This window comes from Streptomyces sp. NPDC055239, from assembly GCF_053606205.1.
Genome location: NZ_JBSGRD010000002.1, coordinates 892,251 through 917,798, shown reverse-complemented (window position 1 = coordinate 917,798; position 25,548 = coordinate 892,251). Strand labels below are relative to the sequence as shown.

Annotated in this window: 25 protein-coding genes; 15 read left to right on the top strand and 10 right to left on the bottom strand. The window is 70.3% G+C overall.

All coding sequences use genetic code 11. From position 1 onward, the window contains the following. Window positions 1–3: 3 nt before the first annotated feature. Complete coding sequence (locus tag ACWFRJ_RS10290; protein WP_453526720.1) at window positions 4–1,089, bottom strand: sialidase family protein; 1,086 nt, start codon at window positions 1,087–1,089, stop codon at window positions 4–6. A gap of 79 nt (window positions 1,090–1,168) precedes the next feature. On the opposite strand from ACWFRJ_RS10290, the gene ACWFRJ_RS10285 reads away from it, so the two are divergent. Beyond that, window positions 1,169–1,783, top strand: a complete 615-nt coding sequence (locus tag ACWFRJ_RS10285) for a hypothetical protein (RefSeq protein ID WP_453526717.1) — start codon at window positions 1,169–1,171, stop codon at window positions 1,781–1,783. A gap of 149 nt (window positions 1,784–1,932) precedes the next feature. Further along, window positions 1,933–3,198, top strand: a complete 1,266-nt coding sequence (locus ACWFRJ_RS10280) for an MFS transporter (RefSeq protein ID WP_453526714.1) — start codon at window positions 1,933–1,935, stop codon at window positions 3,196–3,198. Between the two features lie 22 nt (window positions 3,199–3,220). Here ACWFRJ_RS10280 and ACWFRJ_RS10275 read toward each other — a convergent pair whose 3' ends face one another. Continuing rightward, window positions 3,221–3,448 (bottom strand): hypothetical protein, encoded by a 228-nt coding sequence (locus ACWFRJ_RS10275; RefSeq protein WP_453526712.1) that lies wholly within the window; start codon window positions 3,446–3,448, stop codon window positions 3,221–3,223. Between the two features lie 58 nt (window positions 3,449–3,506). On the opposite strand from ACWFRJ_RS10275, the gene map reads away from it, so the two are divergent. Together map and ACWFRJ_RS10265 are read left to right on the top strand one after the other, a co-directional pair. Next, window positions 3,507–4,364 (top strand): type I methionyl aminopeptidase, encoded by an 858-nt coding sequence (gene map / locus ACWFRJ_RS10270; RefSeq protein ID WP_453526709.1) that lies wholly within the window; start codon window positions 3,507–3,509, stop codon window positions 4,362–4,364. Window positions 4,365–4,508: 144 nt separating this feature from the next. Continuing rightward, the gene (locus ACWFRJ_RS10265; RefSeq protein ID WP_453526706.1) at window positions 4,509–5,165 is read left to right on the top strand and encodes a biliverdin-producing heme oxygenase; all 657 of its coding nucleotides are present in this window, start codon (window positions 4,509–4,511) and stop codon (window positions 5,163–5,165) included. Between the two features lie 89 nt (window positions 5,166–5,254). On the opposite strand, the gene ACWFRJ_RS10260 is transcribed toward ACWFRJ_RS10265, so the two are convergent. The 3 genes from ACWFRJ_RS10260 to ACWFRJ_RS10250 all read right to left on the bottom strand — a co-directional run bounded on the left by ACWFRJ_RS10260 (window position 5,255) and on the right by ACWFRJ_RS10250 (window position 9,053). Continuing rightward, on the bottom strand, window positions 5,255–5,926 hold the full coding sequence (locus ACWFRJ_RS10260) for a PhzF family phenazine biosynthesis protein (protein WP_453526703.1): 672 nt from the start codon (window positions 5,924–5,926) through the stop codon (window positions 5,255–5,257). An 18-nt stretch (window positions 5,927–5,944) separates the two neighbouring features. Continuing rightward, complete coding sequence (locus ACWFRJ_RS10255) at window positions 5,945–7,480, bottom strand: HtaA domain-containing protein (protein WP_453526700.1); 1,536 nt, start codon at window positions 7,478–7,480, stop codon at window positions 5,945–5,947. Window positions 7,481–7,550: 70 nt separating this feature from the next. Further along, window positions 7,551–9,053 carry an HtaA domain-containing protein gene (locus ACWFRJ_RS10250; protein ID WP_453526697.1) on the bottom strand — a complete coding sequence of 501 codons (1,503 nt, stop codon included), beginning with the start codon at window positions 9,051–9,053 and terminating at the stop codon, window positions 7,551–7,553. 108 nt (window positions 9,054–9,161) lie between these two features. Between ACWFRJ_RS10250 and ACWFRJ_RS10245 the strand changes: the two genes are divergently transcribed. The 7 genes from ACWFRJ_RS10245 to ACWFRJ_RS10215 all read left to right on the top strand — a co-directional run bounded on the left by ACWFRJ_RS10245 (window position 9,162) and on the right by ACWFRJ_RS10215 (window position 16,935). Then, complete coding sequence (locus tag ACWFRJ_RS10245; RefSeq protein ID WP_453526694.1) at window positions 9,162–10,181, top strand: heme/hemin ABC transporter substrate-binding protein; 1,020 nt, start codon at window positions 9,162–9,164, stop codon at window positions 10,179–10,181. 5 nt (window positions 10,182–10,186) lie between these two features. Then, the gene (locus tag ACWFRJ_RS10240; RefSeq protein ID WP_453527204.1) at window positions 10,187–11,278 is read left to right on the top strand and encodes a FecCD family ABC transporter permease; all 1,092 of its coding nucleotides are present in this window, start codon (window positions 10,187–10,189) and stop codon (window positions 11,276–11,278) included. 32 nt (window positions 11,279–11,310) lie between these two features. Then, the gene (locus ACWFRJ_RS10235) at window positions 11,311–12,177 is read left to right on the top strand and encodes a heme ABC transporter ATP-binding protein (RefSeq protein WP_453526691.1); all 867 of its coding nucleotides are present in this window, start codon (window positions 11,311–11,313) and stop codon (window positions 12,175–12,177) included. 258 nt (window positions 12,178–12,435) lie between these two features. Further along, a complete protein-coding gene (gene efeO, locus ACWFRJ_RS10230) occupies window positions 12,436–13,599 on the top strand; it encodes an iron uptake system protein EfeO (protein WP_453526688.1) in 1,164 nt (387 codons plus the stop codon). A gap of 19 nt (window positions 13,600–13,618) precedes the next feature. Next, on the top strand, window positions 13,619–14,917 hold the full coding sequence (gene efeB / locus ACWFRJ_RS10225) for an iron uptake transporter deferrochelatase/peroxidase subunit (RefSeq protein WP_453526685.1): 1,299 nt from the start codon (window positions 13,619–13,621) through the stop codon (window positions 14,915–14,917). Window positions 14,918–14,932: 15 nt separating this feature from the next. Next, window positions 14,933–15,787 (top strand): iron uptake transporter permease EfeU, encoded by an 855-nt coding sequence (gene efeU / locus ACWFRJ_RS10220; RefSeq protein ID WP_453526682.1) that lies wholly within the window; start codon window positions 14,933–14,935, stop codon window positions 15,785–15,787. 206 nt (window positions 15,788–15,993) lie between these two features. After that, entirely contained in the window at window positions 15,994–16,935 is a 942-nt protein-coding gene (locus ACWFRJ_RS10215) for a hypothetical protein (RefSeq protein WP_453526679.1), read from the top strand. Window positions 16,936–16,963: 28 nt separating this feature from the next. Here ACWFRJ_RS10215 and ACWFRJ_RS10210 read toward each other — a convergent pair whose 3' ends face one another. After that, window positions 16,964–17,707 carry a bifunctional DNA primase/polymerase gene (locus tag ACWFRJ_RS10210; protein ID WP_453526676.1) on the bottom strand — a complete coding sequence of 248 codons (744 nt, stop codon included), beginning with the start codon at window positions 17,705–17,707 and terminating at the stop codon, window positions 16,964–16,966. A 170-nt stretch (window positions 17,708–17,877) separates the two neighbouring features. On the opposite strand from ACWFRJ_RS10210, the gene ACWFRJ_RS10205 reads away from it, so the two are divergent. Next, window positions 17,878–18,798 (top strand): glycerophosphodiester phosphodiesterase, encoded by a 921-nt coding sequence (locus tag ACWFRJ_RS10205; protein WP_453526673.1) that lies wholly within the window; start codon window positions 17,878–17,880, stop codon window positions 18,796–18,798. A gap of 13 nt (window positions 18,799–18,811) precedes the next feature. Here ACWFRJ_RS10205 and ACWFRJ_RS10200 read toward each other — a convergent pair whose 3' ends face one another. Then, a complete protein-coding gene (locus tag ACWFRJ_RS10200; RefSeq protein ID WP_453526670.1) occupies window positions 18,812–19,441 on the bottom strand; it encodes a TetR/AcrR family transcriptional regulator in 630 nt (209 codons plus the stop codon). Between the two features lie 169 nt (window positions 19,442–19,610). Between ACWFRJ_RS10200 and ACWFRJ_RS10195 the strand changes: the two genes are divergently transcribed. Next, window positions 19,611–19,769, top strand: a complete 159-nt coding sequence (locus ACWFRJ_RS10195; protein WP_453527201.1) for a DUF6243 family protein — start codon at window positions 19,611–19,613, stop codon at window positions 19,767–19,769. A gap of 183 nt (window positions 19,770–19,952) precedes the next feature. Beyond that, the gene (ddaH, locus tag ACWFRJ_RS10190; protein WP_453526668.1) at window positions 19,953–20,777 is read left to right on the top strand and encodes a dimethylargininase; all 825 of its coding nucleotides are present in this window, start codon (window positions 19,953–19,955) and stop codon (window positions 20,775–20,777) included. Here ddaH and ACWFRJ_RS10185 read toward each other — a convergent pair. From ACWFRJ_RS10185 to ACWFRJ_RS10175, 3 genes are all read right to left on the bottom strand, one after another. Beyond that, window positions 20,766–21,785 carry a small ribosomal subunit Rsm22 family protein gene (locus ACWFRJ_RS10185; protein ID WP_453526665.1) on the bottom strand — a complete coding sequence of 340 codons (1,020 nt, stop codon included), beginning with the start codon at window positions 21,783–21,785 and terminating at the stop codon, window positions 20,766–20,768. The two genes, ddaH and ACWFRJ_RS10185, sit on opposite strands and share 12 nt — an antisense overlap. Before the next feature lie 163 nt (window positions 21,786–21,948). Further along, the gene (locus ACWFRJ_RS10180; protein WP_453527198.1) at window positions 21,949–23,013 is read right to left on the bottom strand and encodes a serine hydrolase domain-containing protein; all 1,065 of its coding nucleotides are present in this window, start codon (window positions 23,011–23,013) and stop codon (window positions 21,949–21,951) included. 59 nt (window positions 23,014–23,072) lie between these two features. Next, on the bottom strand, window positions 23,073–24,416 hold the full coding sequence (locus ACWFRJ_RS10175; protein ID WP_453526663.1) for a Bcr/CflA family multidrug efflux MFS transporter: 1,344 nt from the start codon (window positions 24,414–24,416) through the stop codon (window positions 23,073–23,075). A 117-nt stretch (window positions 24,417–24,533) separates the two neighbouring features. On the opposite strand from ACWFRJ_RS10175, the gene ACWFRJ_RS10170 reads away from it, so the two are divergent. After that, entirely contained in the window at window positions 24,534–25,514 is a 981-nt protein-coding gene (locus ACWFRJ_RS10170; protein ID WP_453526660.1) for a Gfo/Idh/MocA family protein, read from the top strand. Window positions 25,515–25,548 lie beyond the last annotated feature (34 nt).

Below are 25,548 nucleotides of genomic sequence, written 5' to 3'. Positions count from 1 at the left end.
GGTTCAGGCCAGCGCGGCCACCGGTATCCGCCGGAAGGTGATCGTCTCGTACGCGCTGAAGTCACCCGTCTCGTAGAGAAGTCCGACGGTCTCCTCGTCGACACGGACGAGATCGGAGTACGCGGCGGGCAGCCCGTCCACCGTGTGGGCGTCCTGCCATGTGGTGCCGCCGTCGCGGCTGCGGCGCACGGTCATCAGGGCGCGGAAGCCGGGGTCGGCGGGCCCTGAGAACAACAGCACGTCCGGCGTACGCAGCTGCAGCACACTGCATTCGACGACCGGGCCGATGAGCCCCGCCTGCGGCCGGAAGGGCTTGACCAGGCTCTGGCCGCCGTCGCGGGAGTGGGCGTCGGCGCGGGTTCCGGGGGCCGGGGAGTCGTTGCGGGTGTTGAAGTAGAGGCGGCCGTCGGGGAGCTCGGCCGCGGTGGTCTCGTTCACGTTCACATAGCCGTTGGTGTTGTCGTCGATGTAGCCGATGCGCCAGGTCTGGCCGAGGTCGTCGCTGAGCAGGCTGTGGCCGCCGTTGTACTTGCCCTCGGTGCCGTTGTCCGTGCCGGTGGGCGGCAGGGAGTGGTTGGCGGGCACGACGACCCGGCCCGTACCGGTCTGCACCGCGTGGCCCGGTGTGGTCGCGTACCACCGCCAGTTCGCCTTCTTCACCTGCCCGGTGATCTCCCGGGGCGCCGACCAGGTGAGCCCGTCGTCGTCGCTGTGCTGCACCCACACCCGCCGCCCGTTCGCCGCGGAGACCTTGCCGCGCCGGATGGCGTCCTCGGTCGCGGCGGCGGCGTTGCGGACGTGGACGAGGAGGATCCGGCCGGTGTCGAGGACGACGGGGGCGGGGTTGCCCGCGAGGTTGTCGCCGTTCTTGGCGACGACTTGGAGCGGGCCCCAGGTGCGACCGCCGTCACCGGACCGCTTCAGCACCACATCGATGTTGCCGAAGTCCTCCTGCGAGCCGACCCTCCCCTCGCAGAAGGCAAGGAGGGAGCCGGAGTTCGTGAGCACGACGGCGGGGATGCGGAAGCTGGCGTAGCCCTCGCGCCCGGCCCGGAAGGGAACAGTGGGAACAGTTGTCTCATCAGCCATCCCCGGTCATTCCCCACCTCGGGCGAATTCCCGGTGAACTGCGCCTGACGACTCCTGCGTTGAGGCAGGATGCGGCCCCATGGACGCCGTACGGGTCGCGCTGCTGCGCGAAGTGCTCGCAGGAACCGAGTGGGTGGGCGCGACGCGCCGCTTCGCGGGGACACTGCGGTCCTCCGTGGTGCCGCACGGGGGCGGTCTTCTGCTCGTGGGCACGCAGGAGTACGAGCCCTGGCATCTGGCCGCGCATCTCGTGGACGAGGCGGCGTGGTCCGGGACGCCGGAACTGACGCCGACACTCGTACGCCACCGGGTGGGGGAGGGCGACCCCGCGCATCTGTCGACCGGGCTCGGCCGGATCGAGGCGGCGCGGCGCGGCGAGACGCTGCTGGTGGTGGCGCCGGACACGCCCGCGGAGCCGCCGGGGGCGGGGCTGCTGGAGCGGGTGCATGACGCGCGTGCGGCGGGGGCGACGGTGCTTGCCCTGGGTTCGGGGCACGGGGATCTGCGGGCCATGGCTCACGAGGCTCTCGCCGTGCCGGAGTCGCCCGAGCTCGACCTGGACATGGTCCAGCACTTGGTGAGCGCGGCGGCCGGCGAGAACTCGTTGCCTGCGGCGCGGGGGCGGAGGCGGTTGCGGGACCGTCTCTCACGCCTCGCAGACCAACTGACGGCGCCGCCGCCTGCGCGGTGGTAGGCGACGGGCGCTTGAACTGCGCCGCTGCCGGCGCGGTGGTGACGTCACCCGCCCTGGGCCGCCGCTTCGCGGCGGGTCTTTCCCCGCCCGGCAAGGCGCCGGAGAAAACGGTTGCCCCGCGGCCCCCGCCGCGCTGATCATGGCTGTTCGTGTCTCTCTCCTCGATATTGCCCGACCTCTCCCCTTGGCGCTCCACGCGTGACTTCCGGCTGCTCTGGGTCCAGGGACTCGTCACCACCTTCGGCAGTTTCATGGCCCTGGTCGCGCTGCCGTTGCAGATCAAGGACCTCACGGACTCGCCGCTCGCCGTCGGGGCGATGGGCGCGGTCGAGCTGGTGCCGCTGATCGTCTTCGGGCTCTACGGGGGCGCGCTGGCCGACGCGGTCGACCGGCGCAAGGTGATTCTCCTGACCGAGGCGGGACTCGGCCTCCTTGCCGCCGTGCTGCTCATGAACGCGCTGCTCCCCGAGCCGCTGCTCTGGCCCCTGTACGTCGTGGCGGCGGGAGTCTCCGCGCTCGCGGGGCTGCAACGCCCCGCGCTCGACTCCCTCATGGCCCGCATCGTGCCGCACGACCAGCTCATCGCCGCCACCGCGCTCAACTCGCTGCGCTGGAACGTCGGCGCGATCGCCGCCCCTTCGCTGGCGGGCGTGGTCGTCGCGTACGCCGGGCACGCACCCGCGTACGCGGTGACGGTGGCCTGCTTCGCCGTCTCCGTGGCCCTGTGCACCCGCATCGCGCCCGCGCCCCCGGCCCACGACGCGGAGAAGCCGTCCCTGCGGGGCCTCGCGGAGGGCGCGCGGTACGCGTGGTCACGGCCGGTGCTGCTCGGCACGTACGCGATCGACATGGCGGCGATGTTCTTCGCCTTCCCGAACACGATCTTCCCGTTCCTCGCGGAGGAGCTGAACGCCGAGTGGGCGCTCGGCCTGATGTACGCGGCCGGGGCGGTCGGCTCGCTGCTCCTCAGCCTGACCAGCGGGTGGACGTCACGCGTAAAGCGACACGGGCTGCTCGTCGTGTTCGGAGCGGCGGGCTGGGGGCTCGCGATCATGGCGGCCGGGTGGTTCGCGAACATCTGGCTGGTGCTCGTGTGCCTGGCGCTCGCGGGCGCGGGCGACATGCTCAGCGGGCTCGGCCGCTCCACGATCTGGAACCAGACGATCCCGGACGAGCTGCGGGGCAGGCTCGCCGGTATCGAGGTGCTCTCCTACAGCGTCGGCCCGCAGCTGGGCCAGGTCCGCGCGGGGGCCGCCGCAGGCTGGACCGGCACCCGCACCGCCATCTGGTCGGGCGGCCTCGCCTGCGTGGCCTCGGTCGCCGCGCTGACAGCGGTGCTGCCGAAGCTGCTCTCGTACGACGCGAGCACGGACGAGGACGCCGCCCGACGCCGGGAGGGGTCCGTCACCGGGTGACGGGCCGCGCCCCGGTGCGGAATCAGGCGCTGCCGCCCTCGGGGTCCTTGTCGTGCCACTTCGGGTCGGTCTCCCACTCCAGGTTCCGCTCGGCGGCGGTCTCCATCGCGCGCTGGGCCTCCTCGCGGGACGCGTAGGGCCCGAAGCGGTCCTTGCCCGGACAGTCGGGGCCCTCCTCGACCTTCTTGTGCTCCAGGCAGTAGTACCACTCACCCGGTTTACCGACGGTCCGCTTCTTGAACAGTGGCATGGTCTGCTCCTCTCTCTCCCGCCATGCTGCCCCACCAGCGCTGGTTAGACTCGCTGGCATGTCTGGCCAGTCACTGCTCGTCCCAGGGGAGCTCTCCCCCATCCGCCCCGTTCCGGGAAACATCAGGCGCCCGGAGTACGTGGGGAAACCCGCGCCCACTCCGTACACGGGGCCAGAGGTGCAGACCCCCGAGACCATCGAGCTCATGCGCACCGCGGGCCGTATCGCCGCGCGCGCGATGGCCGAGGCCGCCAAGCACATCGCGCCCGGGGTGACCACCGATGAGCTGGACCGCGTGGCCCACGAGTACATGTGCGACCACGGCGCCTACCCCTCCACGCTCGGCTACCGCGGCTTCCAGAAGTCTCTGTGCACCTCCGTCAACGAGGTCATCTGCCACGGCATCCCGGACTCCACCGTCCTCAACGACGGCGACATCATCAACCTCGACGTGACCGCCTACATCGGCGGTGTGCACGGCGACAACAACGCCACGTACCTGGTCGGGGACGTCGACGAGGAGTCCAGGCTCCTCGTGGAGCGGACGCGCGAGTCGCTCGACCGCGCCATCAAGGCGGTCAAGCCCGGCCGCCAGATCAACATCATCGGCCGCGTCATCGAGTCGTACGCCAAGCGCTTCGGCTACGGCGTCGTCCGCGACTTCACCGGCCACGGCATCAACACGTCCTTCCACTCCGGCCTGATCGTCCCGCACTACGACAGCCCGCACGCGACGACGACGATCAAGCCCGGCATGACGTTCACCATCGAGCCGATGCTGACTCTCGGCTCGCACGACTACGACATGTGGGACGACGGCTGGACCGTGGTGACGAAGGACCGCAAGCGGACAGCGCAGTTCGAGGAGACGCTCGTCGTGACGGACAGCGGGGCGGAGATTCTTACGCTTCCCTGAGCTCCGAGCGGGTAGCTTTTTTACCGACAGGACGTCGGGAACCAGTTGACTTAGGTAAGCCTAACTTGGATGATCGGTAGCGGCCTTACTGGTTCCCGCCTTTTTCTTCGGCTTTCTCGCTATCTTCGGCTTCGGAGGTCCCTCATGGATCCGTTCTCCACGGTCATCCGCACCGCCTCGCACGAGCAGCACACGGAGGCGGAGACCTCGACGTTCATGAGCGACCTGCTCGGCGGCAAGCTGGGCGTCGACGCGTACGCGCGCTACACGGAACAGCTGTGGTTCGTGTACCGCGCCCTGGAGGAGGGCGCCGCGGCGCTGCGGGACGATCCGGTCGCCGGTCCTTTCATCCAGCCCGAGCTGCTGCGCGTCGCGGAGCTCGAGCGGGACCTCGCGCATCTGCGGGGCGCGGGGTGGCAGGCGGACGCCGCACCCCTTCCGGCCACCGCTGCGTACGCGGCACGGGTGGCGGAGTGCGCCCAGGAGTGGCCCGGGGGTTATGTCGCCCACCACTACACCCGCTACCTCGGCGATCTCTCCGGCGGCCAGATCATCCGCGGCAAGGCCGAGCAGACGTGGGGCTTTGCCCGTAAGGGCGACGGGGTGCGGTTCTACGTGTTCGAGGGGATCTCCAACCCGGCCGCGTTCAAGCGGGGTTATCGGGAGCTGCTCGACGGTCTGGGAGAGGTCGTCCCGGACGAGTTGGAGAGGCAGCGGATCGTGGACGAGTGCAAGCGCGCTTTCGCTTTGAACACCGGGGTGTTCCGTGAGCTGGGGGACGAGTTCCCGCTGTCGGCGTAGGGCCCCCGACGAGATGTCCTCAATCGCCGGACGGGCTGAAAGATTTCAGCCCGTCCGGCGATTGAGGACGAACTCGGCGAAGCCGGTGATCAACGGTACGTAAGACCGCCGGAGGCCAGCACCCTTCCCCCCACCTCGATCAACCCACCAGGCGCAGGCGCCGCGAGGATCTGCGACCCACGCCCCTGCGTGATGTTCAGCGCCCGGCCCAGTTCGGCGCACAACAGCAACGCCGCCGCCCCCGTGGCCTCGTCCTCCCGGATGCCGTCGTCCCGACCGGGAAAGCCCCGGGCCCGGACCCGCCCCGCAGCCTCGTCCTCCCACGCCCACGCGTACACCCACTCCCCCAGCGGGGGCACCGCGAGCGCGTCCACCTCGGCCGGGCTGCCGTACGCACGCAAAGTCCGCCCAGGCGCCCACTCGGCCCGCGCCGCGATCCAGCTGAACTCCCCGTCCTGACGGGCCTCCACCACCCCCGCGGGCGTGACGAGTTCAGGGACGTCGAGCAGCCAGGACGTACCGACGCAAGGGTGTCCGGCGAAAGGGAGGCGCGACGTAGGGGTGTAGATGTCGATGACCCCGCGCTCGGGGTCATCGACGAACACCGTCTCGCTGAAGCCGAGCTTCGCCGCGATGCCCTGCCGCTCGCCCCGCCCGGGGACGCGGGCCCCGTCGCGCACGACACCGAGTTCGTTGCCGTGCCGACCGTCGGGCCCGCAGAAGACTCGCAGGACGTCAAGTCCGTCAAGTAGTTCCGTCACCCGGGCATTCAAGCATCCTCAGGAAGTGCGGCGCCGGGCCATGAAGACCGCGCCCGCACCCGCGGCGACGATCGCGCCCGCGGTACCGAGCAGCGCACCCGTCGGCACCGAAGCGCCGGTGGACGCCATCGAGCCGCCCGTACCGCCGCCGACCGAACCGCCGCCGAGGTCGGACGAACCCCCGCCGGTGGAACCGGAGTCGCCCGATCCGCCGGTCGAGCCGCCGCTGCCATTGCCGCTGGGCAGCTCCGCGCCCTCGGCGACCGAGAGCGCCACCGTCACCGGGTCGATCGCTTCGCCCGCCTTGTAACCGGACGGCGCGTCCTCGCTCTCGAACTGCTTCGCGCCCGCCGCCGTGAACACCGCGGGCACCTTGTCGAGCACGACGACGTCGTCCTTCGCCGCGTACGACGCCTTGGAAAGGTCGAGCGTCGCGAACTTCACGTCGTTGTTCTTGCCCTTGGGCGTGGTGACGTCCACGGTCAGCGTGCCCTTGGTGCCGTTCGCCGCCACCTTGATGTCGCTGAACTTCATGTCGAGGCCGTGCGCCTTGTACTGGAAGCGGACGGCGCCGCCGAAGGACGCGGTCAGCTTCTTCGCGTCGCTGTCCACATCGCCCTTGGCGTACGGGAAGTCGTAGCCGTTGTCGTTCTTCTCGGCGCCGCCGGAGAGCGTGGCGCCGTCGCCGGAGTCGATGTAGCGGCGGAAGCTCTTCTTCACGCCCCAGGCGAGCGTGCCGTCGTGGACCTCGCCCGCGGGCTGCTCCGTGCCGGACGTCGGCTTGGGGGTCTCGGTGGGCGTGGCCGTCGGCTTCGGGGTCTCGGTGGGCTTCTCGGTCGGCTTGGGCGTCTCGGTGGGCTTGTCCGTCGGCTTGGGCGTCTCGGTGGGCTTGTCCGTCGGCTTGGGCGTCTCGGTCGGCTTCTCGGTCGGGGCGCCGCCCGCCTTCACCGAGAGGGTGGCCGGGTCGAGCTTGTCGCCTTCCTTGTACATGCCGTTGAAGGCCTTGGCGCCGTCCGCCGTCAGCGTCGCCGGGATGTCCTTGAAGGTCATCGCGCCGCCCTCGCCCGTGCCGGGCGTGATGCCGGTCAGGTCGAGCTTGGCGAGGTCGATGTCGTTCTGGGCCGTGCCGTTGAGGCTGACGTCGGCCTGGATGGCGCCGGTCGTGCCCTTGGTCCTTACCTTCACGTCGGCGACCTTGATGTCGAAGCCGTGTGCCGTCGAGGAGAACCGGACGCTGCCCTTGAAGGCGGTGTCGGTGGCGTGCGTCCCGGTGTCGTACGTCCCCGTGCCGTCGGTGAAGGTGAACACCCCGTTGCCTGCGGCCTGCTTGGCGCCGTCCGTGGCCTCGATCTTGCCCGCGGCCATGCCGGTGACGTAGTTGCGGAAGGACTCCTTGAAGCCCCAGTCCAGCGTGCCGTCCTTCAGTTCCAGCTTCGGCGCGGCGGCGGCGCCACCGTCGGCGGCGAGCGCGGGAAGGGTGAGGGCGGTCGCGCCCAGCGTGACGGCGGTCGCGACAGCTGCCGCGAGGGTTATGGGACGACGGGTGGCAGCCATGGTCAGGCTTCTCCTTGGAGAGAGGTGGGGAGAGGAAGAGAGGGGGAGGAAGAGAAGAGGGGGGGAAGGGTCAGGAATCCGAGCCGGGGGCGTCCTGCGTGCCCGGGGCGCCTGTCGCCGTGCCCGGGGCGCCTGTCGCCGCACGCTTCTTGCGTACGACTCCGAACGTGACCGCCGCCGCGAGCAGCACCGCCACACCCGCGCCGATGCCGATCGGCACGGCGGGCGACGAGGAGTCGGACGAGTCGGCGGCGTTCTCGGTCTTCGGCCCGGCGTCCTGTCCGGCCTTCTTCGCCTGCGGCGTCGGGCTCGCGGACGAGCCGAGGTCCGGCAGCGCGGGCAGTTTCGCGTCGGCGTCGAGGGCGACGGCGAGCGAGAGCGGGTCCATTCCGGAGCCCGCCTTGTACATGCCGCCGAACGCCTTGGCGCCGTCGGCCGTGAGCTTGGAGGGCACTTCGGTCAGGGAGACGAGCCCGTCCTTCGGCTTCAGTTCCTCGGCCTTGGCCGCGAAGGTGACCAGCGAGGCCTTCTTCAGCGTGACGTCTTCACTGCCCTTGTTGCCCTTGCTGTCGACGTCCGCGAACAGCGTGCCCTTGCCGTCCTTCACCTCGACGGCGACCTTGCTCAGCGCGAGGTCGAGCCCGTGTGCACCGGTGAAGCGCACCGTGCCCGCGAAGTCCGCGTCGAGGGTCTGCTTCTTCTTGTCGTACGTCCCCTCGCCCTGGGGGAAGCGGAAGAGCGCGCCACCGTCCTCGGCCCCGGCGGTCAGTTTCCATTCGCCCTTGGCGATGGACCCGGTGACGTACTCCCGGAAGGTGCGGCGCACGCCCCAGTCGACGGCGGCGTCCTCGATCCGGCCCGCCTTCGCCTTCTTCCCGGAGTCCGAGGACTTCGACGGCTTCGGTGACGGTGACTTCGAGGGCTTGTCGGAGCCGGACTTCGCCGTGAGGTCCGTCGACAGGCTCACGCGGTCCAGTTCGGTGCCCGCCGTGTAGTACCCGGCGAAGGCCTTGGCGCCCTGGGAAGTGAGCGTCGCGGGGAGGTTGTTGAGGGCGATCGGCCCGGAGCCGCCCTTCATGTTGATGCCGGACATGCCCAGGGTCGCGAGGGGCACCTGGGCGTTGGACGTGACCTTGCCCGTGCCCTTCTCCTTGCTGACCATGTCGGCGTAGAGCGTGCCGGAGCCGCCGGAGATCTTGACGGTGGGGCGGCTGATGGTGAGGTCCAGCTCGTACGAGCCGCCCTTCTTGTGGCCGAGGAAGTGCACCCCGCCCGAGAACCCGGCGCTGAAGGCCCCGCTGTCCGGGTCGTAGGAACCCTTCGCCGAGTGGAACCGGAATTGGCTGCCGCCGACCGTGGCTGCGCCGCCCTGCAAGGTCGAACTCCCCTGGGCTATCGGGCCGGTGACGTAGCTCTGGAACGAGGATTTGATGCCCCAGTCGAGCCGTCCGCCCTGGACCGTGCGGTCCTCGGCGTGCGCGGCGCCCGCCGGGAGCAGTGCTCCGACGAGTGCGGTGAGCACGGCCACGGCTCCGGCGCGAGCGTTGGCTCGCGCCCGTCTTGACGGCGACATGGGACCCCTCCAGATGTGGCTAATGAGGTAAGGCTAACCTAAACTACGATCACTCCGGCTGGAACCCCCAGCACCCTCAGCAACAGCACGACAGGACGGTGGACTTCGGTGCGTAGGCCGCGCTCACTCCGTATCGCCGGCGCGTGGACCGCCGTTCTCGCCCTGGCCCTCACGGGGTGTGGATCATCGTCGGGCGACGGCGGCGACACGTCCCCGAAGGCGAAGGCAGCGGCCTCCGCGCCCGACCGGGTCGAGCCGCTGAAGTCCCGCCCCGACGCCGTGCTCCCCGCCACCGTCACGTCGGCCGACGGCAAGAAGGTCACCGTCGAGGACACGAGCCGGATCGTGCCGCTCACCGGCAGCCTCAGCGAGATCGTCTTCACGCTCGGGCTCGGCAAGAACGTCGTGGCACGCGACATCACCGCGACCTTCGAGCAGGCGAAGAAGCTGCCGGTGGTGACACGTGCGCACGACGTATCGGCGGAGAGCGTCCTGTCCCTGAAGCCGACGGTCGTCCTCGCGGACACCACGACGGGACCCGCCGAGGCCATCGACCAGATACGTGACGCGGGCATCCCGCTCGTCGTGTTCGACGCGGCGAAGGGCCTCGACGACGTGGGCCCCCGGATCGACGCGGTGGCAAGGACGCTGGGGGTCGAGAAGTCGGGCGACGCGCTCAAGTCCCGTACGCGGGAACGCATCGCGAAGGTACGGAAGTCCATCCCGGCGTCCGCCCGCACCGAGAAGCCCCGTGTCGCCTTCCTCTACCTGCGCGGCTCCGCGTCCGTCTATCTGCTCGGCGGCCGCGAGTCCGGCGCGAGCTCGCTCCTCGAGGCGGCGGGCGCGGTCGACGCGGGCAAGGCGTCGGGCCTGAAGAAGGACTTCACGGCGATCACGAGTGAGGCGCTCGCCAAGGCGGCGCCGGACGCGATCCTGGTGATGTCCAAGGGGCTCGAATCGGTGGACGGTGTGGACGGGCTCCTCAAGGTCCCGGGTGTCGCCGAGACCCCGGCCGGGCTCGACCGCCGCATCGTCTCGATCGACGACGGAGTACTCCTGAACTACGGGCCGCGTACGGACCAGGTCCTGAAGTCCCTTGTGGAGCAGTTGTACGGGAGCAAGAAGTGACGGTCCTGACCAAGGCGGCACAGGACGCCGGGTCCACCGGCGTCGAGCCGTCGGCTCCGCGCGTCCGCCGACGGGGCGCGGCCGCTTCCCTGACCATCGGGCTCACGGCTGCCCTCGTTCTCCTCTGTCTGCTCTCCGCCGGAATCGGGGCGTACGACATCCCGCTCTGGGACGTTCTCAGTTCCGTGCAGCACCGGATCGGTCTCGGCGGGAGCGCGCTCGACCGGGTCGGCGAGAGCGTCCTGTGGAACGTGCGCCTTCCGCGCGTGACGCTGGCGCTGCTCGTCGGGGGGTCGCTCGGCTGCGCGGGGGCGCTCATGCAGGGCGTGTTCGGCAATCCGCTCGCCGAGCCCGGTGTCATCGGGATCTCGGCGGGCGCGGCCGTCGGCGCGGTGGCGTCGATCGCGCTCGGCCTCAGCTTCTTCGGGAACTGGACCGTGACGGTCTGCGCGTTCGTCGCCGGACTCGCCACTGTCCTCCTCGTGTACGTCCTCTCGCGCAACGGCGGGCGTACGGAGGTCGTCACGCTCATCCTCACCGGCATCGCGGTGAACGCGTTCGCCGGGGCGCTGATCGGGCTCTGCATCTTCTTCGCGGACAACGCGCAGATCACCCAGATCACCTTCTGGCAGCTCGGCTCGCTCGCCGGGGCGACGTGGCCGAAGGTGCTCGCGGTACTGCCGTGCGCCGTGGCCGGTCTGGCCGTGGCGCCGCTGTACGCACGGAAGTTGGACCTCCTCGCGCTCGGTGAACGGCCCGCGCGGCATCTCGGGGTCGACGTCGAGCGGCTGCGGCTCGTGCTTGTTCTCGTGGTGGCGCTGCTGACCGCCGCCGCCGTGGCCGTCGCCGGGATCATCACGTTCGTCGGGCTTCTCGTCCCGCATCTGCTGCGGATGGCGGCGGGTCCTGGGCATCGCTTCCTCGTGCCGGGCAGTGCGCTTGGCGGGGCGGTCGTCCTGGTCGGCGCGGATCTCGCCGCGCGGACGGTGGCCGCGCCCGCGGAGCTGCCGCTCGGGGTGCTCACCGCGCTCTTCGGGAGCCCGTTCTTCTTCTGGCTGCTGCGCAGGACCCGTCGTAAGCAAGGGGGTTGGGCATGACAGGGGGGTCGGGCATGACAAGGGGGTCGGGCATGACAAGGGGGTCGGGCGTGATCGGGTGGATCGCCCACCGGCTGTTCTCCTCCGGTGGCGGCGGGCGTGCGCTGCCGGGGCCCGTCTCTCCCGGCGACACGCTCGCCGGGACGTCGGAGCTCGTGGTGCGGCTCGGGGGGCGCGAGGTCCTAGCCGGGGTGTCCCTGACCGCGCGGGCGGGGGAAGTGCTTGCCCTGGTGGGGCCCAACGGGGCCGGGAAGTCGACCCTGTTGGCCGCGCTTGCCGGGGATCTCCCGGCCGAGGAGGGTGTCGTACGCGTCTGCGGGCGTCCCGTGACGGAGTGGCCCGCCCGTGAACTCGCCCTGCGGCGGGCCGTGTTGCCGCAGGCGGCCTCTCTGTCCTTCCCGTTCGCTGTCGAGGATGTCGTGCGGATGGGGCGTGCGCCCTGGGCCGGTACGGCGCTGGAGGACGACGACGACCGTGTGGTGAGGGAGTCGATGGCCGCGACGGAGGTCTGCGAGTTCGCCGCCCGTCCCTTCTCCGCGCTGAGCGGTGGGGAGCGGGCCCGGGTCGCCCTTGCGCGGGTGCTTGCGCAGCGGGCGCCGCTGCTCCTTCTCGATGAGCCGACGGCGGCGCTTGATCTTCGGCATCAGGAGCTGGTCCTGCGGATCTGCCGGGAGCGGGCCGCTGCGGGGGACGCGGTGGTGGTGGTGCTGCATGATCTGGGGCTTGCGGCGGCGTACGCGGATCGCGTGGCGGTGTTGCGGGGTGGGGGCCTCGCCGCGGAGGGGGCTCCGGGGGAAGTGTTCACCGGGGAGCTCTTGAGCGAGGTCTACCGGCAGCCGGTCGAGGTGTTTCCGCATCCCCGCACAGGGGCTCCACTTGTCGCCCCGGTGCGAGGCTGAGCTGGAATTTCCAGCCCGCCCGGCGTTTGAGGACGAACTCGGCGAAGCCGGTGATCGACGGCCCGAAAAGCGCTTCTTGACCCCCGCTTTACTGCGCCATGAATCCCCCATCACCCCACCGTGACACCCCTGTAAGCACCTCTCACCTGGTGAGAGGTGAATCACTGAACGGCTGGGTATCGACAAGGTAAGGCTCAGTTAAGTTAGGTCCGCCTCACCGGCACGTCGGCATCATCCGTGAACCGTCTTGGAGCCCCTATGCGCCCCGTCCGCCTCCCCGTCGCCACTGCCATCGCCGCAGCGGCGGCGCTCACCGCCGTCACGGGCTGCACCGAGAAGAGCGATGCCAAGGGCGGCGGCAACACCGTCGAGGTGACCGCCACCGACGACAAGTGCGAGGTCTCCACGACCAAGCTTCCCGCCGGGCACGTCGAGCTCGCCATCGAGAACAAGGGCTCCAAGGTCACCGAGGTCTACCTCCTCTTCCCCGACGACCGCATCGTCAGCGAGCGCGAGAACATCGGCCCCGGCACGAAGCAGAAGCTCACCGCCGAGGTGAAGGCCGGGTCGTACGAGATCGCCTGCAAGCCCGGCATGAAGGGCGACGGCATCCGCCAGAAGGTCACCGTCAGCGGCGGCAAGACCGCCAAGCGCGACCCGCGCCTGGACAAGGCCGTCGCCGACTACCGCGCCTACGCGCAGGAGCAGGCCGACGCGACGCTGCCCAAGGTGAAGCTCTTCACCGACGCCGTCCGCAAGGGCGACATCGAGGCCGCGAAGAAGGCGTACGCCAACTCCCGCATCGGCTGGGAGCGCACCGAGCCGGTCGCCGAGTCCTTCGGTGACATCGACCCGAAGGTCGACGTCCGCGAGGACGGCCTCGAGGAGGGCCAGGACCTGGAGAAGGACTGGACGGGCTGGCACCGTCTGGAGCGGGCCCTGTGGAAGGACAAGAAGATCGGTGGGCGCGAGAAGGAGCTCGCCACCCAGCTGGACAAGGACCTCTTGGACTGGCAGAAGCGCGTCGGCAAGGCGGAGATCACCCCGACCTCCATGGCCAACGGCGCCAAGGAGCTCCTCGACGAGGTCGCCACCGGCAAGGTCACCGGCGAGGAGGAGCGCTACTCGCACACCGACCTCGTCGACTTCAAGGCGAACATCGAGGGTGCGCAGAAGGCGTACGGCCTGCTCAAGTCCGTCGCGTCGGAGAACGACCCGGCGCTCACCAAGGAGCTCGACAAGCAGTTCGCGGCCCTGGACAAGCTGCTCGGCAAGCACCGCCAGGGCGGCGGCAAGGACAGTTACGAGTTCACGTCGTACGACAAGGTCGGCAAGGCGGACCAGAAGGAGCTCCAGGACGGCGTCAACGCGCTCGCGGAGCCGCTGTCGAAGCTGGCCGCCGCCGTCGCCAAGAGCAAGTAGCGGCAGGGGTACCGGAACGATGACCGAGACCACGAGCGACACCGACAGCAGCGGCGGCATCAGCAGCGCGTCCGCGCCGGACCACGACGCCAACTCCCTTGCTCCTTCGCGGCGTTCGCTCCTCGGCTGGGGCGGCGCCGGGCTCGCGCTCGGCGCCGCCGTCACCGGGGGCGCCGTCGCGATGGCCCGGTCCGGGGACGAAGCCGCGCCCGCGGCCTCGGCGGGCGGCGCGGTCCCCTTCCACGGCACGCACCAGGCAGGCATCGCCTCCGCCGTTCAGGACCGGCTGCACTTCGCCGCGTTCGACGTGAAGACGGACGACCGCGAGCAGTTCGTGCAGCTTCTGAAGGACTGGACGAAGGCCGCCGCGCGAATGACCGCCGGGCACGAGGTCGGTGAGGGCGCCTACGGCGGGCTCACCGAGGCACCGCCGGACGACACCGGCGAGGCGCTGGGCCTCAAACCGTCCCGGCTCACCCTCACCATCGGTTTCGGGCCGGGTCTCTTCGAGAAGTTCGGACTCGACGACCGGCGCCCGGAGGCGCTCGTCGATCTGCCCAAGTTCCCCGGCGACAACCTCGACAAGTCCCGCGGCGGCGGCGATCTGTGCGTGCAGGCCTGCGCGGACGACCCGCAGGTCGCCGTGCACGCCATCCGCAACCTCGCCCGCATCGGCTTCGGCAAGGTCGCGGTGCGCTGGTCGCAGCTCGGCTTCGGGAAGACGTCCTCCACGACGCCGGGCTCACAGACACCGCGCAATCTCTTCGGCTTCAAGGACGGCACCCGCAATGTCTCGGGCGATGACCGTTCCGCGCTGGCCGAGCACGTGTGGGTCGGCGAGAAGGACGGGCCCGGCTGGATGGACGGCGGCTCGTATCTCGTCGCGCGCCGCATCCGTATGAACGTCGAGACCTGGGACCGTACTTCGCTCGGCGAGCAGGAGGACATCTTCGGCCGCGACAAGGGCAAGGGCGCCCCGGTCGGCAAGGCCAAGGAGCACGACGAGCCGTTCCTGAAGGCGATGAAGCCGACCGCGCACGTCCGGCTCGCGCACCCGGACTCCAACGACGGCGCGACGATCCTGCGCCGCGGCTACTCCTTCACGGACGGCACCGACGGCCTAGGCCGCCTCGACGCGGGGCTCTTCTTCCTCGCCTACCAGCGTGACGTCCGTACGGGCTTCATTCCGGTGCAGCGCAACCTGGCGCGCTCCGACGCGCTCAACGAGTACATCCAGCACGTGGGTTCAGCGGTCTTCGCGATCCCGCCGGGCGTCCGCGACAAGGACGACTGGTGGGGCCGGACACTGTTCAGCTGAGGGGATCTGACGGACATGTTCGGTAACTATCTGATCGGGCTTCGCGAAGGGCTCGAGGCCAGTCTGGTCGTCTGCATCCTCATCGCGTATCTGGTGAAGACGGAGCGGCGTGACGCGCTGCGGCCCATCTGGATCGGCATCGGTGTCGCGTGCGCGCTCGCGTTCGGCTTCGGCTGCGGGCTCACGTTCGGTTCGCAGGAGCTGACGTTCAAGGCGCAGGAGGCGCTCGGCGGTTCGCTGTCGATCGTCGCCGTCGCGCTCGTGACGTGGATGGTCTTCTGGATGCGGCGTACGGCCCGTCATCTCAAGAAGGAGCTGCACGGCAAGCTGGACGCGGCGCTGCAGATGGGCACGGGCGCCCTGGTGGCCACCGCGTTCCTCGCCGTGGGCCGTGAGGGCCTGGAGACCGCGCTGTTCGTGTGGGCCTCGGTGCGGGCGTCCAGCGACGGTACGCACGGTCCACTGATCGGCGTGCTCCTGGGTCTGCTCACCGCGATCGCGCTCGGCTGGCTGTTCTACAAGGGCGCGGTCCGCATCAATCTGGCCAAGTTCTTCACCTGGACCGGCGCCATGCTGGTGATCGTGGCGGCGGGCGTCCTCGCGTACGGCGTGCATGATCTGCAGGAGGCCGAGTTCGTCGGCGGCCTGCGGAACAAGGCGTTCGACATCAGCGCGACGATTCCGCCGGACAGTTGGTACGGCACGCTCCTGAAGGGCGTCTTCAACTTCCAGCCCGACCCGACGGTGCTCCAGGTCGTGGTCTGGCTGCTGTACCTCGTGCCGACCCTGGTGTTCTTCTTCGCGCCCACGAGGCCCTCGTCCCAGAAGGCCGCCGTGCCCGAGAAAGCAACAGTTCCGGAACAGGGTTGAGCAGCACGCGTCGAGCCTGAACGCCTGTACATACGATCGCCGGGCAACCCGCGGACCTCCTGAGGCCCGACCGCCTGCCCACGCCCCTTCCCCCGCCCGGTATGGTTCGGCCCCGGGAAGGGGTAGGTGAAGGTATTCCGATGAACAAGGTTCGCAGGGGTCGCGGTCTCGATCGGCCTGTCCACCGGCCCGGTATCCGGCCTGTCATGGCGTCGGCGGTGGTGACGGCCCTCGCCCTGACGGCGAGCGGCTGCGTGACCGTGCACGGCGAGCGTGAGGTCGTGCCGACGGCGACCAAGTCCGAGGCGGACAAGGCCCTCAAGGACTTCCTCACCGCGTACAACAAGGCCGAGAAGGCGTACGACCCGGCCCTGGACGCGGCCCGGCTCACGGGCCCGCTGAGCGCCATCAACCAGGCGGGTCTGAAGGTGCGGGGTGCGCGGAGTCCGGGCGGCAGCCCCAACCACGTGCCGCTCGAGCTGACGGACGCGAAGTTCTCGATCCCCAAGAAGGCCGGCTGGCCCCGGTGGTTCGTCGCGGACACGAAGTCCAACCGCAGAGGCGACCTGCGCTGGGTCCTCGTCTTCACCAAGGGCAGCAAGGACCAGCTGTGGGAGGCGTCCTATCTGAACCTGGTGTCCCCCGACAAGATGCCGGAGCTGAAGAAGGACAAGGACGGCTGGGCCGAGCCGGTCGAGCCGGGCTCCAAAGATCTGGCGGTGGCGCCGAAGAACCTCGGCACGCAGTACACGACGTATCTGAAGTCGGGCGGCGACACGTTCGCGCCGGGCGACCACACGTCGCTGTGGAAGGCGGCCCGCGACAAGAACGCCAAGCGCCGCAACGGCTTCGCCATCCAGTACATCGACGAGCCGCGGAACGACGGAACGTTCGCCCCGGTGGGCCTGCGCACCCAGGACGGCGGCGCGATGGTCTTCTTCTCGACGCACCACTACGAGAAGCGGACCGCCGCGAAGGGCGTGAACATCCCCGTGGATCCCGAGGTGAAGCCTCTCCTGAAGGGTGACGTCAAGCAGTCGATGACGCTGGAGCGCGTCTCCAACCAACTCGTCATCGACCCCAAGGGCTCGGGCAAGGTGTCGTTCCTGAGCCGCATCCAGGGTCTGACGGGCGCGCGGGGCGAGTAGGCCGGGCCGGCCCCGCTGCTGCCGGGCGTCAGCCTCTGGACGGCCAGGCGGCGACGTCGTGCTGGGGCTCGCCCGCGACGCGGGCGCATTCGTCGGTGAGCGTCTCCAGGAGCGTCAGCGGGTCCGGGAGCGCGTGCTCGAGGCCGCGGATCCAGCTGACGGACAGATCGCCGGGAAGGCGCGCGGGCGGCACCAGGACGTACGAACCGCGGCAGTGCCAGCGCAGACCGGGGTGTTCGTTCGTCGTCTCGGGGTGGCAGTCCAGCTCACAGGGCCACCACTCGTCCTCGTCCTCCGGGGTGCCACGGGTGAGCGTGAAGAACAGCATCCGCCCGTCGTCCATGAGGCCCTCGGACTCGGCGACAGGACCTACGTCGATGCCGTCCGCAAGCAGCCTGGCCAGTGCCTCGCGCCCGGCGGCGAGCGGCACGTCCAGGACGTCGTGGACCATGCCCGTCGCGGTGATGAAGTTGGCCTGCGGCTGATGCCTGGCCCAGCGCTCGACCTGCCCACGGTCGGTCGTGGACTGCGTCTGCCAGGCGAAGGAGATGGGGTGCCTGGCGGGGGTCGGACAGCCTATGCGGTCACAGGAACATCGGTACGCGGAAGGGTGCGCGGCCGGTGAGAGCGGCAGACCCGCCTCCGCCGCGGCGACGAGCAGGGCCTCGCGGTCCGCCTCGTCACCCGCCGTGTCCTTGGGTCGGGGACGTCGGCGAAGCCACTGGGAAATCCTGCTCTGCCCGCCGGAACGGCGACCGAACTCCGCGCCCATCAATCCCCTCACCTCGCATGTGTGCCGAGAAGCATGTCCCATGGTCGCACCATCCTGCTCCTCGGGGGGCCAGAGCCCACATCCGGGGTAGCTGGGGTGATGCAAGGCGCAGGGTGACATCGCGCGTCATTGCGTACTAACCGGGGACATACCCCCCTACCGTGTTCGGCATGGTCACCAGGACTGTCCTCACCGGACTCTCGGGGCTCGTGAGCCTCACCACACTGACCCTCGCCGCACCAGCCGCGCCGGCCGCAGGCCCCCTCGCCCCGCTCGAATGGGGCGGCGGCCCCCTGACGGTGGAAGCACTCCCCCACGTCACGTACACCGCACACCGCGGCGGCGCCCTGGAGGTGCCGGAGAACAGCATGTCCGGCCTGGTGGCGGCGTACGAACGCGGCACCGCCCAGGTCATCGACGCCGATACGCGGATACTGCGCGACGGCACGCTCGTGGCCATGCACGACGCGACCCTGGACCGTACGACGACGTCGACGGGGCCGGTCAGCTCGCTCACCCTGCGCCAGTGGAAGAAGGTCAGGCTGCGCCCCGGCCCTGGTCTGCCCGGCAGTTGGCGTTCCGAGCGGCCGCCGACGGTCGCCGAGATCCTCGACCGCTTCGGCGGCCGGATCGTACTGATGCTGGAGGCGAAGGATCCGCGCGGTCTGCGGTCGCTCGGCAAGCTGATCCGCGCACGGGGCCTGACCCGCTCGGTGTTCGTGAACTCCAACGATCCCGGCGTCGCCCTGCGCGCGCACCGGATGGGCCTGCTCGCACAGGTGTGGCGCTCCAGGACACAGATGCGCACGGACCGGCCCGAGCAGTGGGCCGGGTACGTGGACGTACTGGACGTGGATCACAAGGCGCGGGACATCGACCTCCTGCGCGCGGTCAACTCCGGGGTCCCCCGCGTGTGGGCGCACACGGTGACCACTCCGGGCCAGCGCGACCGGGCCCTGCGGCTCGGCTGCAACGGCGTGATCACGGACGCGCCGGGGCTGCTCGCGCGGACGCCGGCGAAGGGCACGAAGGGCGTGAAGAGCGTGAGCGCCGCGGGCTTGCGGGAGCGGTGGCCGGTGAACCCGATGTGATCAGCGAGCCTGATCAGCGGGGCGCGATTCCGTAGAGGGCGTACTCGACGAGCTTGTCGCCGTACTCGTGCGTGAGCGGTCCCGTTCGCTGCAGCCAGCGCTGGGCGAGCGGGCCCGTCCACAGTTCCAGGGCGATGCGGGGGTCCACCTCGGGCGCGACCTGGCCCGCCTCCTGGGCGATCCGCAGGCGCTTCACGTAGAGCTGGAGGCCGGGTTCGAGGAACTTCTCCACGTACTCGGCGCCGATCTCGTCGTTGAGCATGCCCTCGGCGGCGAGCGCCCGGTACGGCACGTCGTACTTGGGGTTCTTGAGCTCGTCGATGGTGGCCCGCACGACGTACTTGAGGTCGGCCTCCAGGTCCCCCGAGTCCGGGATCTCGTGCTCCAGCTCGTGGCCCGCCGCGGCGCTCGCCTCCGCGCTGGCCTGCTGGCCGAGGTCCAGGAAGGCGTCGAGCAGGACGGCGCCCTTGGACGGCCACCAGCGGTAGATCGTCTGCTTGCCCACGCCCGCACGGGAGGCGATCGCCTCGATCGTGAGCTTGTTGAAGCCGACCTCGGAGACCAGGTCGAGGGCGGCGTCATAGATCGCGCGGCGCGAGCGTTCGCTGCGGCGCTTGGAGTCAGGGGCGGATTTCGTGGTCATGCCGTCGAATGTAGCAGCGGACGAGCCGAGACGTACCGTCTCATTAACGCTTGACAAGACGCACCGTCTCGCTCAAAGTGGTCGAAGAAGCGAGACGAGACGTCTCGTAGAAGTCGTTGACAGCTCTCGATCCGGAGGTACGCACATGACGCGAGGCGGAGCAGGAAACATGCTGGGCGTGGGCGGTACACGCACCACCCTCTCCCGCAAGGCACTGCGCGGCGGGGGCCGGGGCGGTCAGGTCGGCGGCGGGCTCAGCCCGCAGGCGCAGAAGCGTGAGCTGCTGCGCAAACTGCAGGAAGGCCGCTCGGCGCGCGACGAGTCGTGATGGCCGCGCGACGAGTCGTGAGGCGGGGACGTGGATGGCGTCTTAACCATCCACGTCCCCGGGTGGACCACTCGTCGAACCACCCGTTCAGATCACTGCGCGAGGGCTCCTCAGACCGCACCATGGGCACAACTGACCCGCTATGGGCAGGAACTGACCACCGCGGTACGTGAGGAGCCCTCGTTGAGTCGATTTCCTCGTCGCGCCACACCCCGGCGCTATCTGATGTGCTCACCCGCACACTTCAAGGTCACGTACTCCATCAACCCATGGATGGATCCCTCGAAACCGGTCGACGTACCCCTGGCCGTCGCCCAGTGGGAGGACCTGCGCGACCGCTACCGCTCGCTCGGCCACACCGTCGAGGAGCTCACCCCGCGTCCGGGTCTGCCGGACATGGTCTTCGCCGCGAACGGCGCGACCGTCATCGGGGGCCGCGTGCTCGGCGCGCGGTTCGCCTACCCCGAGCGCGGTCCCGAGGCCCTCGCCCACCTGGAGTGGTTCCGGGAGCACGGCTTCACGGACCTCCATGAACCCACGCACGTGAACGAGGGCGAGGGCGACTTCGCCGTCACGTCCTCGTACGTCCTTGCCGGCCGCGGCTTCCGGGCCAGCCCCCTGTCGCACGGGGAGGCGCAGGAGTTCTTCGGCCGCCCGGTGCTCGGACTCGACCTCGTCGACCCCCGCTACTACCACCTGGACACGGCGCTCGCGGTGCTCGACGACGTGAGGGACGACGTCATGTACTACCCGCCCGCGTTCTCGCCGGGCAGCCAGGCGGTGCTGCGGCGCCTCTTCCCCGACGCGCTGATCGCCGAGGAGCCGGAGGCCGTGGCCCTGGGGCTCAACGCGGTGTCGGACGGCCTGCACGTGCTGCTTCCGCAGGGCGCGATCGGCCTCTTCGCACCGCTGCGGGAGCGTGGTTACGAACCCGTCGGCATGGATCTGAGCGAGCTGCTCAAGGGCGGCGGCAGCGTGAAGTGCTGCACGCAGGAGCTACGCGTCTAGCCCGTCGTCGGGGTGGGGCGGCCAGGCGTCGCCCCACTCCGCGTCGCGGGCCGCGCGGTACAGCGGTCCGTGGCGCTTGGTCACCGTCTCCCGGTGCAGTGTCTCGCCCGTCGCGCACAGGTCGAGCAGGACCTGGCCCTTGCGGATCTGCGGCTTGCGCACGACACGCTTCGGAGCAGGTTCGGCGTCGAAGCGGACAGCAGCGACATAACTGAACTTCTCGTCCTCGTAGGCCAGTGAGCCGCCCTTGACCTGCCGGTGCAGGGAGGAGCGGCTGACGCGGGTGGAGAAGTGGCACCAGTCCTCGCCGGGCACGATGGGGCAGGCGGAGCTGTGCGGGCAGGGCGCGGCGACACGGAACCCGGCGGCGATCAGCCGGTCGCGCGCCTCGATGACGCGGGTGTATCCGTCGGGGGTGCCGGGCTCGACGATGACGACGGCCTGCGCGGAGGCTGCGGCCGCCGCGTCCACGACCGAGCGGCGGTCGCTCTCCGTCAGCTCCCCGAGCACGTACGACACCGTGACGAGATCGGTGCTCTCGATGCTGAGCGCCGATCCGATTCGAGAGCGCTGCCACTGCGCCGCCTTCAGCCAGGGGTTGGCGGCAGCCAGTTCACGCCCCAATGCCAGAGCGGGCTCGGCCCAGTCGAGCACCGTGACGGGCCGCTCCCCGTCCCAGGTCGCACTCACCGCCCAGGTCGCCGCGCCGGTCCCACCACCGACGTCCACATGACTGCCGGGCGCCCACCCCGCGGGCGCCGCGTCGGCGAGGGCCCCGAGCGCGGAACGCACGGCCTCGAAGGTCGCGGGCATGCGGTACGCGGCATACGCGGCGACGTCCGCACGGTCCCGCAGAATCGGGGCGTCGGTCGGGGTACGCCCCCGATAGTTGGCAATCAGCCGCTCAACAGCTTGCACGGCCTGCTTGGGCGGCAACCCGTCAAGAACCCCCGCGAGGGCACTGCGCAGGGTCTCGGCAGAAGACGCCGGGGAAATCGGGACGTTCACCCCGCGATTCTAGGGTGCGCGAAGACGCGCCCTGTAAGGGGCGCGGGGCTGTGACACATGCGGCTCCGCCGCGGGGCGCGACCGGGCCCCGTAAGGGGCGCGGGGAACTGCGCGACAAGCCCCCACCGGCCCGCGGGCAAATCACCGCACCCCGGCGAAGCCCTCAGCGCGCCGCCCGGGCCAGCCGGGACGCAGCCCGCGCCCGAGGTCCGCTGTCGGCGTGCCCACGACGCGGGTGCACCGTATTCGCCAGCAGAACCAGAAACGTGTCCGTGACGGGGTCGATCACCAGCGACGTCCCCGTGAACCCCGTATGCCCCGCCGCCCCGCGCCCCGCGAGCTCCCCCATGAACCACGCCTGGTCGACGCCGAAACCGAGCCCCGGCGGCGTCAGCATCAGTTCCACGAAGTCGGGGCCGAGGATGCGTGCCTTGCCGTACGAGCCGCCGCACAGCAGCGCCCGGCAGAAGACCGCCAGGTCACGCGCGGTGGAGAAGAGCCCGGCGTGCCCCGCGACGCCGCCGAGCGCCCACGCGTTCTCGTCGTGCACCTCACCCCGCAGCATCCCCCGGTCGGCCTTCGCCCAGGGCCTGCGCTGGTCCTCGGTGGCGGCGGCGTCCGGGCGCGGCCCGAAGCCGGTGGCGGCCATGCCGAGCGGCCTGGTGATGCCCTCGCGCACGAGGACATCGAGCGGGCGGCGCGTGAGGCGCTCCAGGACGTGCTGGAGGAGCAGCATGTTCAGGTCGGAGTAGAGGTGCTCGCCCGGCGGACTCGACGGGGCCTCCGCACGCAGGACGGCGAGGCGCGCCGCGTCGTCGGGGCAGTCGTAAAGGGGGAGTTCGGGCCGCAACCCCGACGTGTGCGTGAGCAGCTGGCGCACCGTGATGCCGTGCTCGGCGGCCCCACTGAACTCGGGGACGTACGCCGAGACCAGCGCGTCGATGCCGAGCGTCCCCCGCTCAAGCTGCTGCATCGCGGCGACCGTCGTGAACAGCTTGGTGAGCGACGCCAGGTCGAAGGGGGTGCCGGTGCGGGTCAGCACCTGCTGCGCGGGCGGCAGTTCGACACCCGCGTCCTTCTCGGGGTCGTACGCCGCGTAGCGCACCGCACGGCCCACCGCCTCCTCGACGGCGATCACCGGTCCGCGTCCGGCGAGTACGACGGCGCCGGAGCACCAGGGTCTCTCGCCGCGCGTAAGGGCGCGCACCTCGCGTACGAGGTGGCCCATCTCGTCCGTGTCGAGCCCCGCGCGATCCGGCGTCCCGGCGCGCAGCAGGCGTGGCGCGGTCAGTGGTCCGTCCCCTCCCGGTTCGGCCTGGCCGAGTGCTGCCAGGGGCGGCACAGTCCCATGAAGCAGCCGATGGCCGCCAGGGCGCAGACGAGCTGGACGACGGCCATCGGGACGGCCGTGGCCTCGCCCGCGATGCCCACGAGGGGCGACGCGATCGCGCCGATGAGGAAGGAGGACGTGCCGAGCAGCGCCGACGCGGAGCCCGCTGCGTGCGGAGTACGCATCAGGGCGAGGGCGTTGGTGTTGGGCATCGCGAGGCCCATCGCCGACATCAGGACGAAGAGCCCGGCCGCGACGGGGAACAGACCGACGTCACCGAAGACGCCCGACGTCATGAGGAGCAACGCGGTCGCCGCGAGGGTGATCACGACGAGGCCGAAGGTGAGCGCCTTGTCGAGGCTGACCCGGCCGACGAGGATCTTGCCGTTGATCTGGCCGACGGCGATCAGGCCGATGGAGTTCACGCCGAAGAGCAGGCTGAAGGTCTGCGGGGACGCCCCGTAGATCTCCTGGATGACGAACGGCGAAGCGGAGATGTACGCGAAGAGCGCGGCGAACGCGAAGCCGCCCGCGATCATGTACCCGGTGAAGACGCGGTCGGCGAGGAGCGACTTCATGGTGCGCAGCGCCTCGACGGTGCCGCCGCTGTGCCGGTTCTCGGGGGCGAGCGTCTCGGGGAGGCAGCGCCAGACAAGCGCGGTGAGGGCGATGCCGATCACGGTGAGCACGACGAAGATGCCGTGCCAGTCGGTGAAGCGCAGGACCTGGCCGCCGATGAGGGGCGCGACGACCGGGGCGACCCCGGAGATCAGCATGAGGGTGGAGAAGAAGCGGGCCATCTCCACGCCGTCGTAGAGATCGCGTACGACGGCGCGGGCGATGACGATGCCCGCGGCGCCCGCGAGGCCCTGCAACAGGCGGAAGGCGATGAGGAGTTCGACGGTGGGCGCGAACGCGCAGATCGCGGTGGCGAAGATGTAGACGAAGAGCCCGATGAGCAGCGGTCTGCGCCGCCCCCACTTGTCGCTCATCGGCCCGACGACGAGCTGCCCGAGCGCCATGCCGGTGAGGCAGGCGGTGAGGGTCAGCTGGGCGGTCGCGGCGGAGGTGTGCAGCGTGCGGGTGACCTCCGGGAGCGCCGGCAGGTACATGTCCATGGAGAGCGGCGGTACCGCGGTGAGGCCGCCGAGGACGAGGGTGACGAGCAGGCCGGTGCGGCGCTGGGCCGTCAGGGCCGGAGCGGCGGGGACAGCGGGGGCAGGGCCCGGCTCCGCTGTCCGGGACTGCCGTATGAGGGGGTCTTTGGACCCACTCGTGGTGCGGCTGCCGTGCTCCGGCATGCGGATTCCCTCCCGATTAGGCGTGCGATTACCTATGCTCTCAGCTCAGCTGTGCTGGTTGAGACCATTTTCGCGGTATGGACAGGGGCCCCAGTGGTGAAAGACAACCTCGAACCCGTGCGTTGGGGCATTCTCGCGACGGGCGGGATCGCCGCTTCGTTCACGGCGAACCTCCTCGACATGCCGGACGCGGAGGTGGTCGCGGTGGCGTCGCGGACCGACGCTTCGGCGAAGGCGTTCGCCGAGCGCTTCGGGATACCTCAGGCGTACGGGGACTGGAGCGCGCTCGCCGAGGACAAGAACGTCGACGTCGTGTACGTGGCGACGCCCCACGCGTCGCACAGGGCCGCGGCGGGTCTCTGCCTGGACGCGGGCCGCGCGGTGCTCTGTGAGAAGGCGTTCGCGCTGAACGCGCGGGAGGCAGAGGAGATGGTGACGCTCGCCCGGCGGCGTGGCCTCTTCCTGATGGAAGCCATGTGGATGTACTGCCATCCGCTGATCAGGCGGCTGAAGACGCTGGTCGACGACGGGGCGATCGGTGAGGTGCGGACCGTACAGGCCGACTTCGGGCTCGCGGGTCCCTTCCCTTCCTCGCACCGTCTCCGGGACCCGGCGCAGGGCGGTGGCGCGCTGCTCGATCTCGGCGTGTACCCGGTGTCGTTCGCGCATCTGCTGCTCGGGGAGCCTTCGGAGGTGACCGCGAGAGCGACGCTCTCGGATGAGAGCGTCGATCTCCAGACGGGAATGCTGCTCTCGTGGGAGAGCGGTGCTCACGCTCTGTTGCACTGCTCCATCAACGCGGGCACCCCCGTCGCCGCCTCCGTCACCGGCTCGCGGGGCCGCATCGACGTACCGGACGGCTTCTTCTTCCCGGAACGCTTCGTCCTTCACCGCGACGGCCGCGAGCCCGAGGAGTTCACCGCCGCCCCCGATGACGGCCCCCGCGACAGTCTCAAGCACGAGGCCGCCGAGGTCATGCACCGCCTGCGCGCGGGCGACACCGAGTCCCCCCTCGTCCCTCTGGACAGCACCCTCGCGGTGATGCGGACCCTGGACGCGGTGCGGGAGCGGATCGGGGTGCGCTACCCCGGCGAGTGAGCGCACCCGTACAGAACCGCTGGACTACGGGACT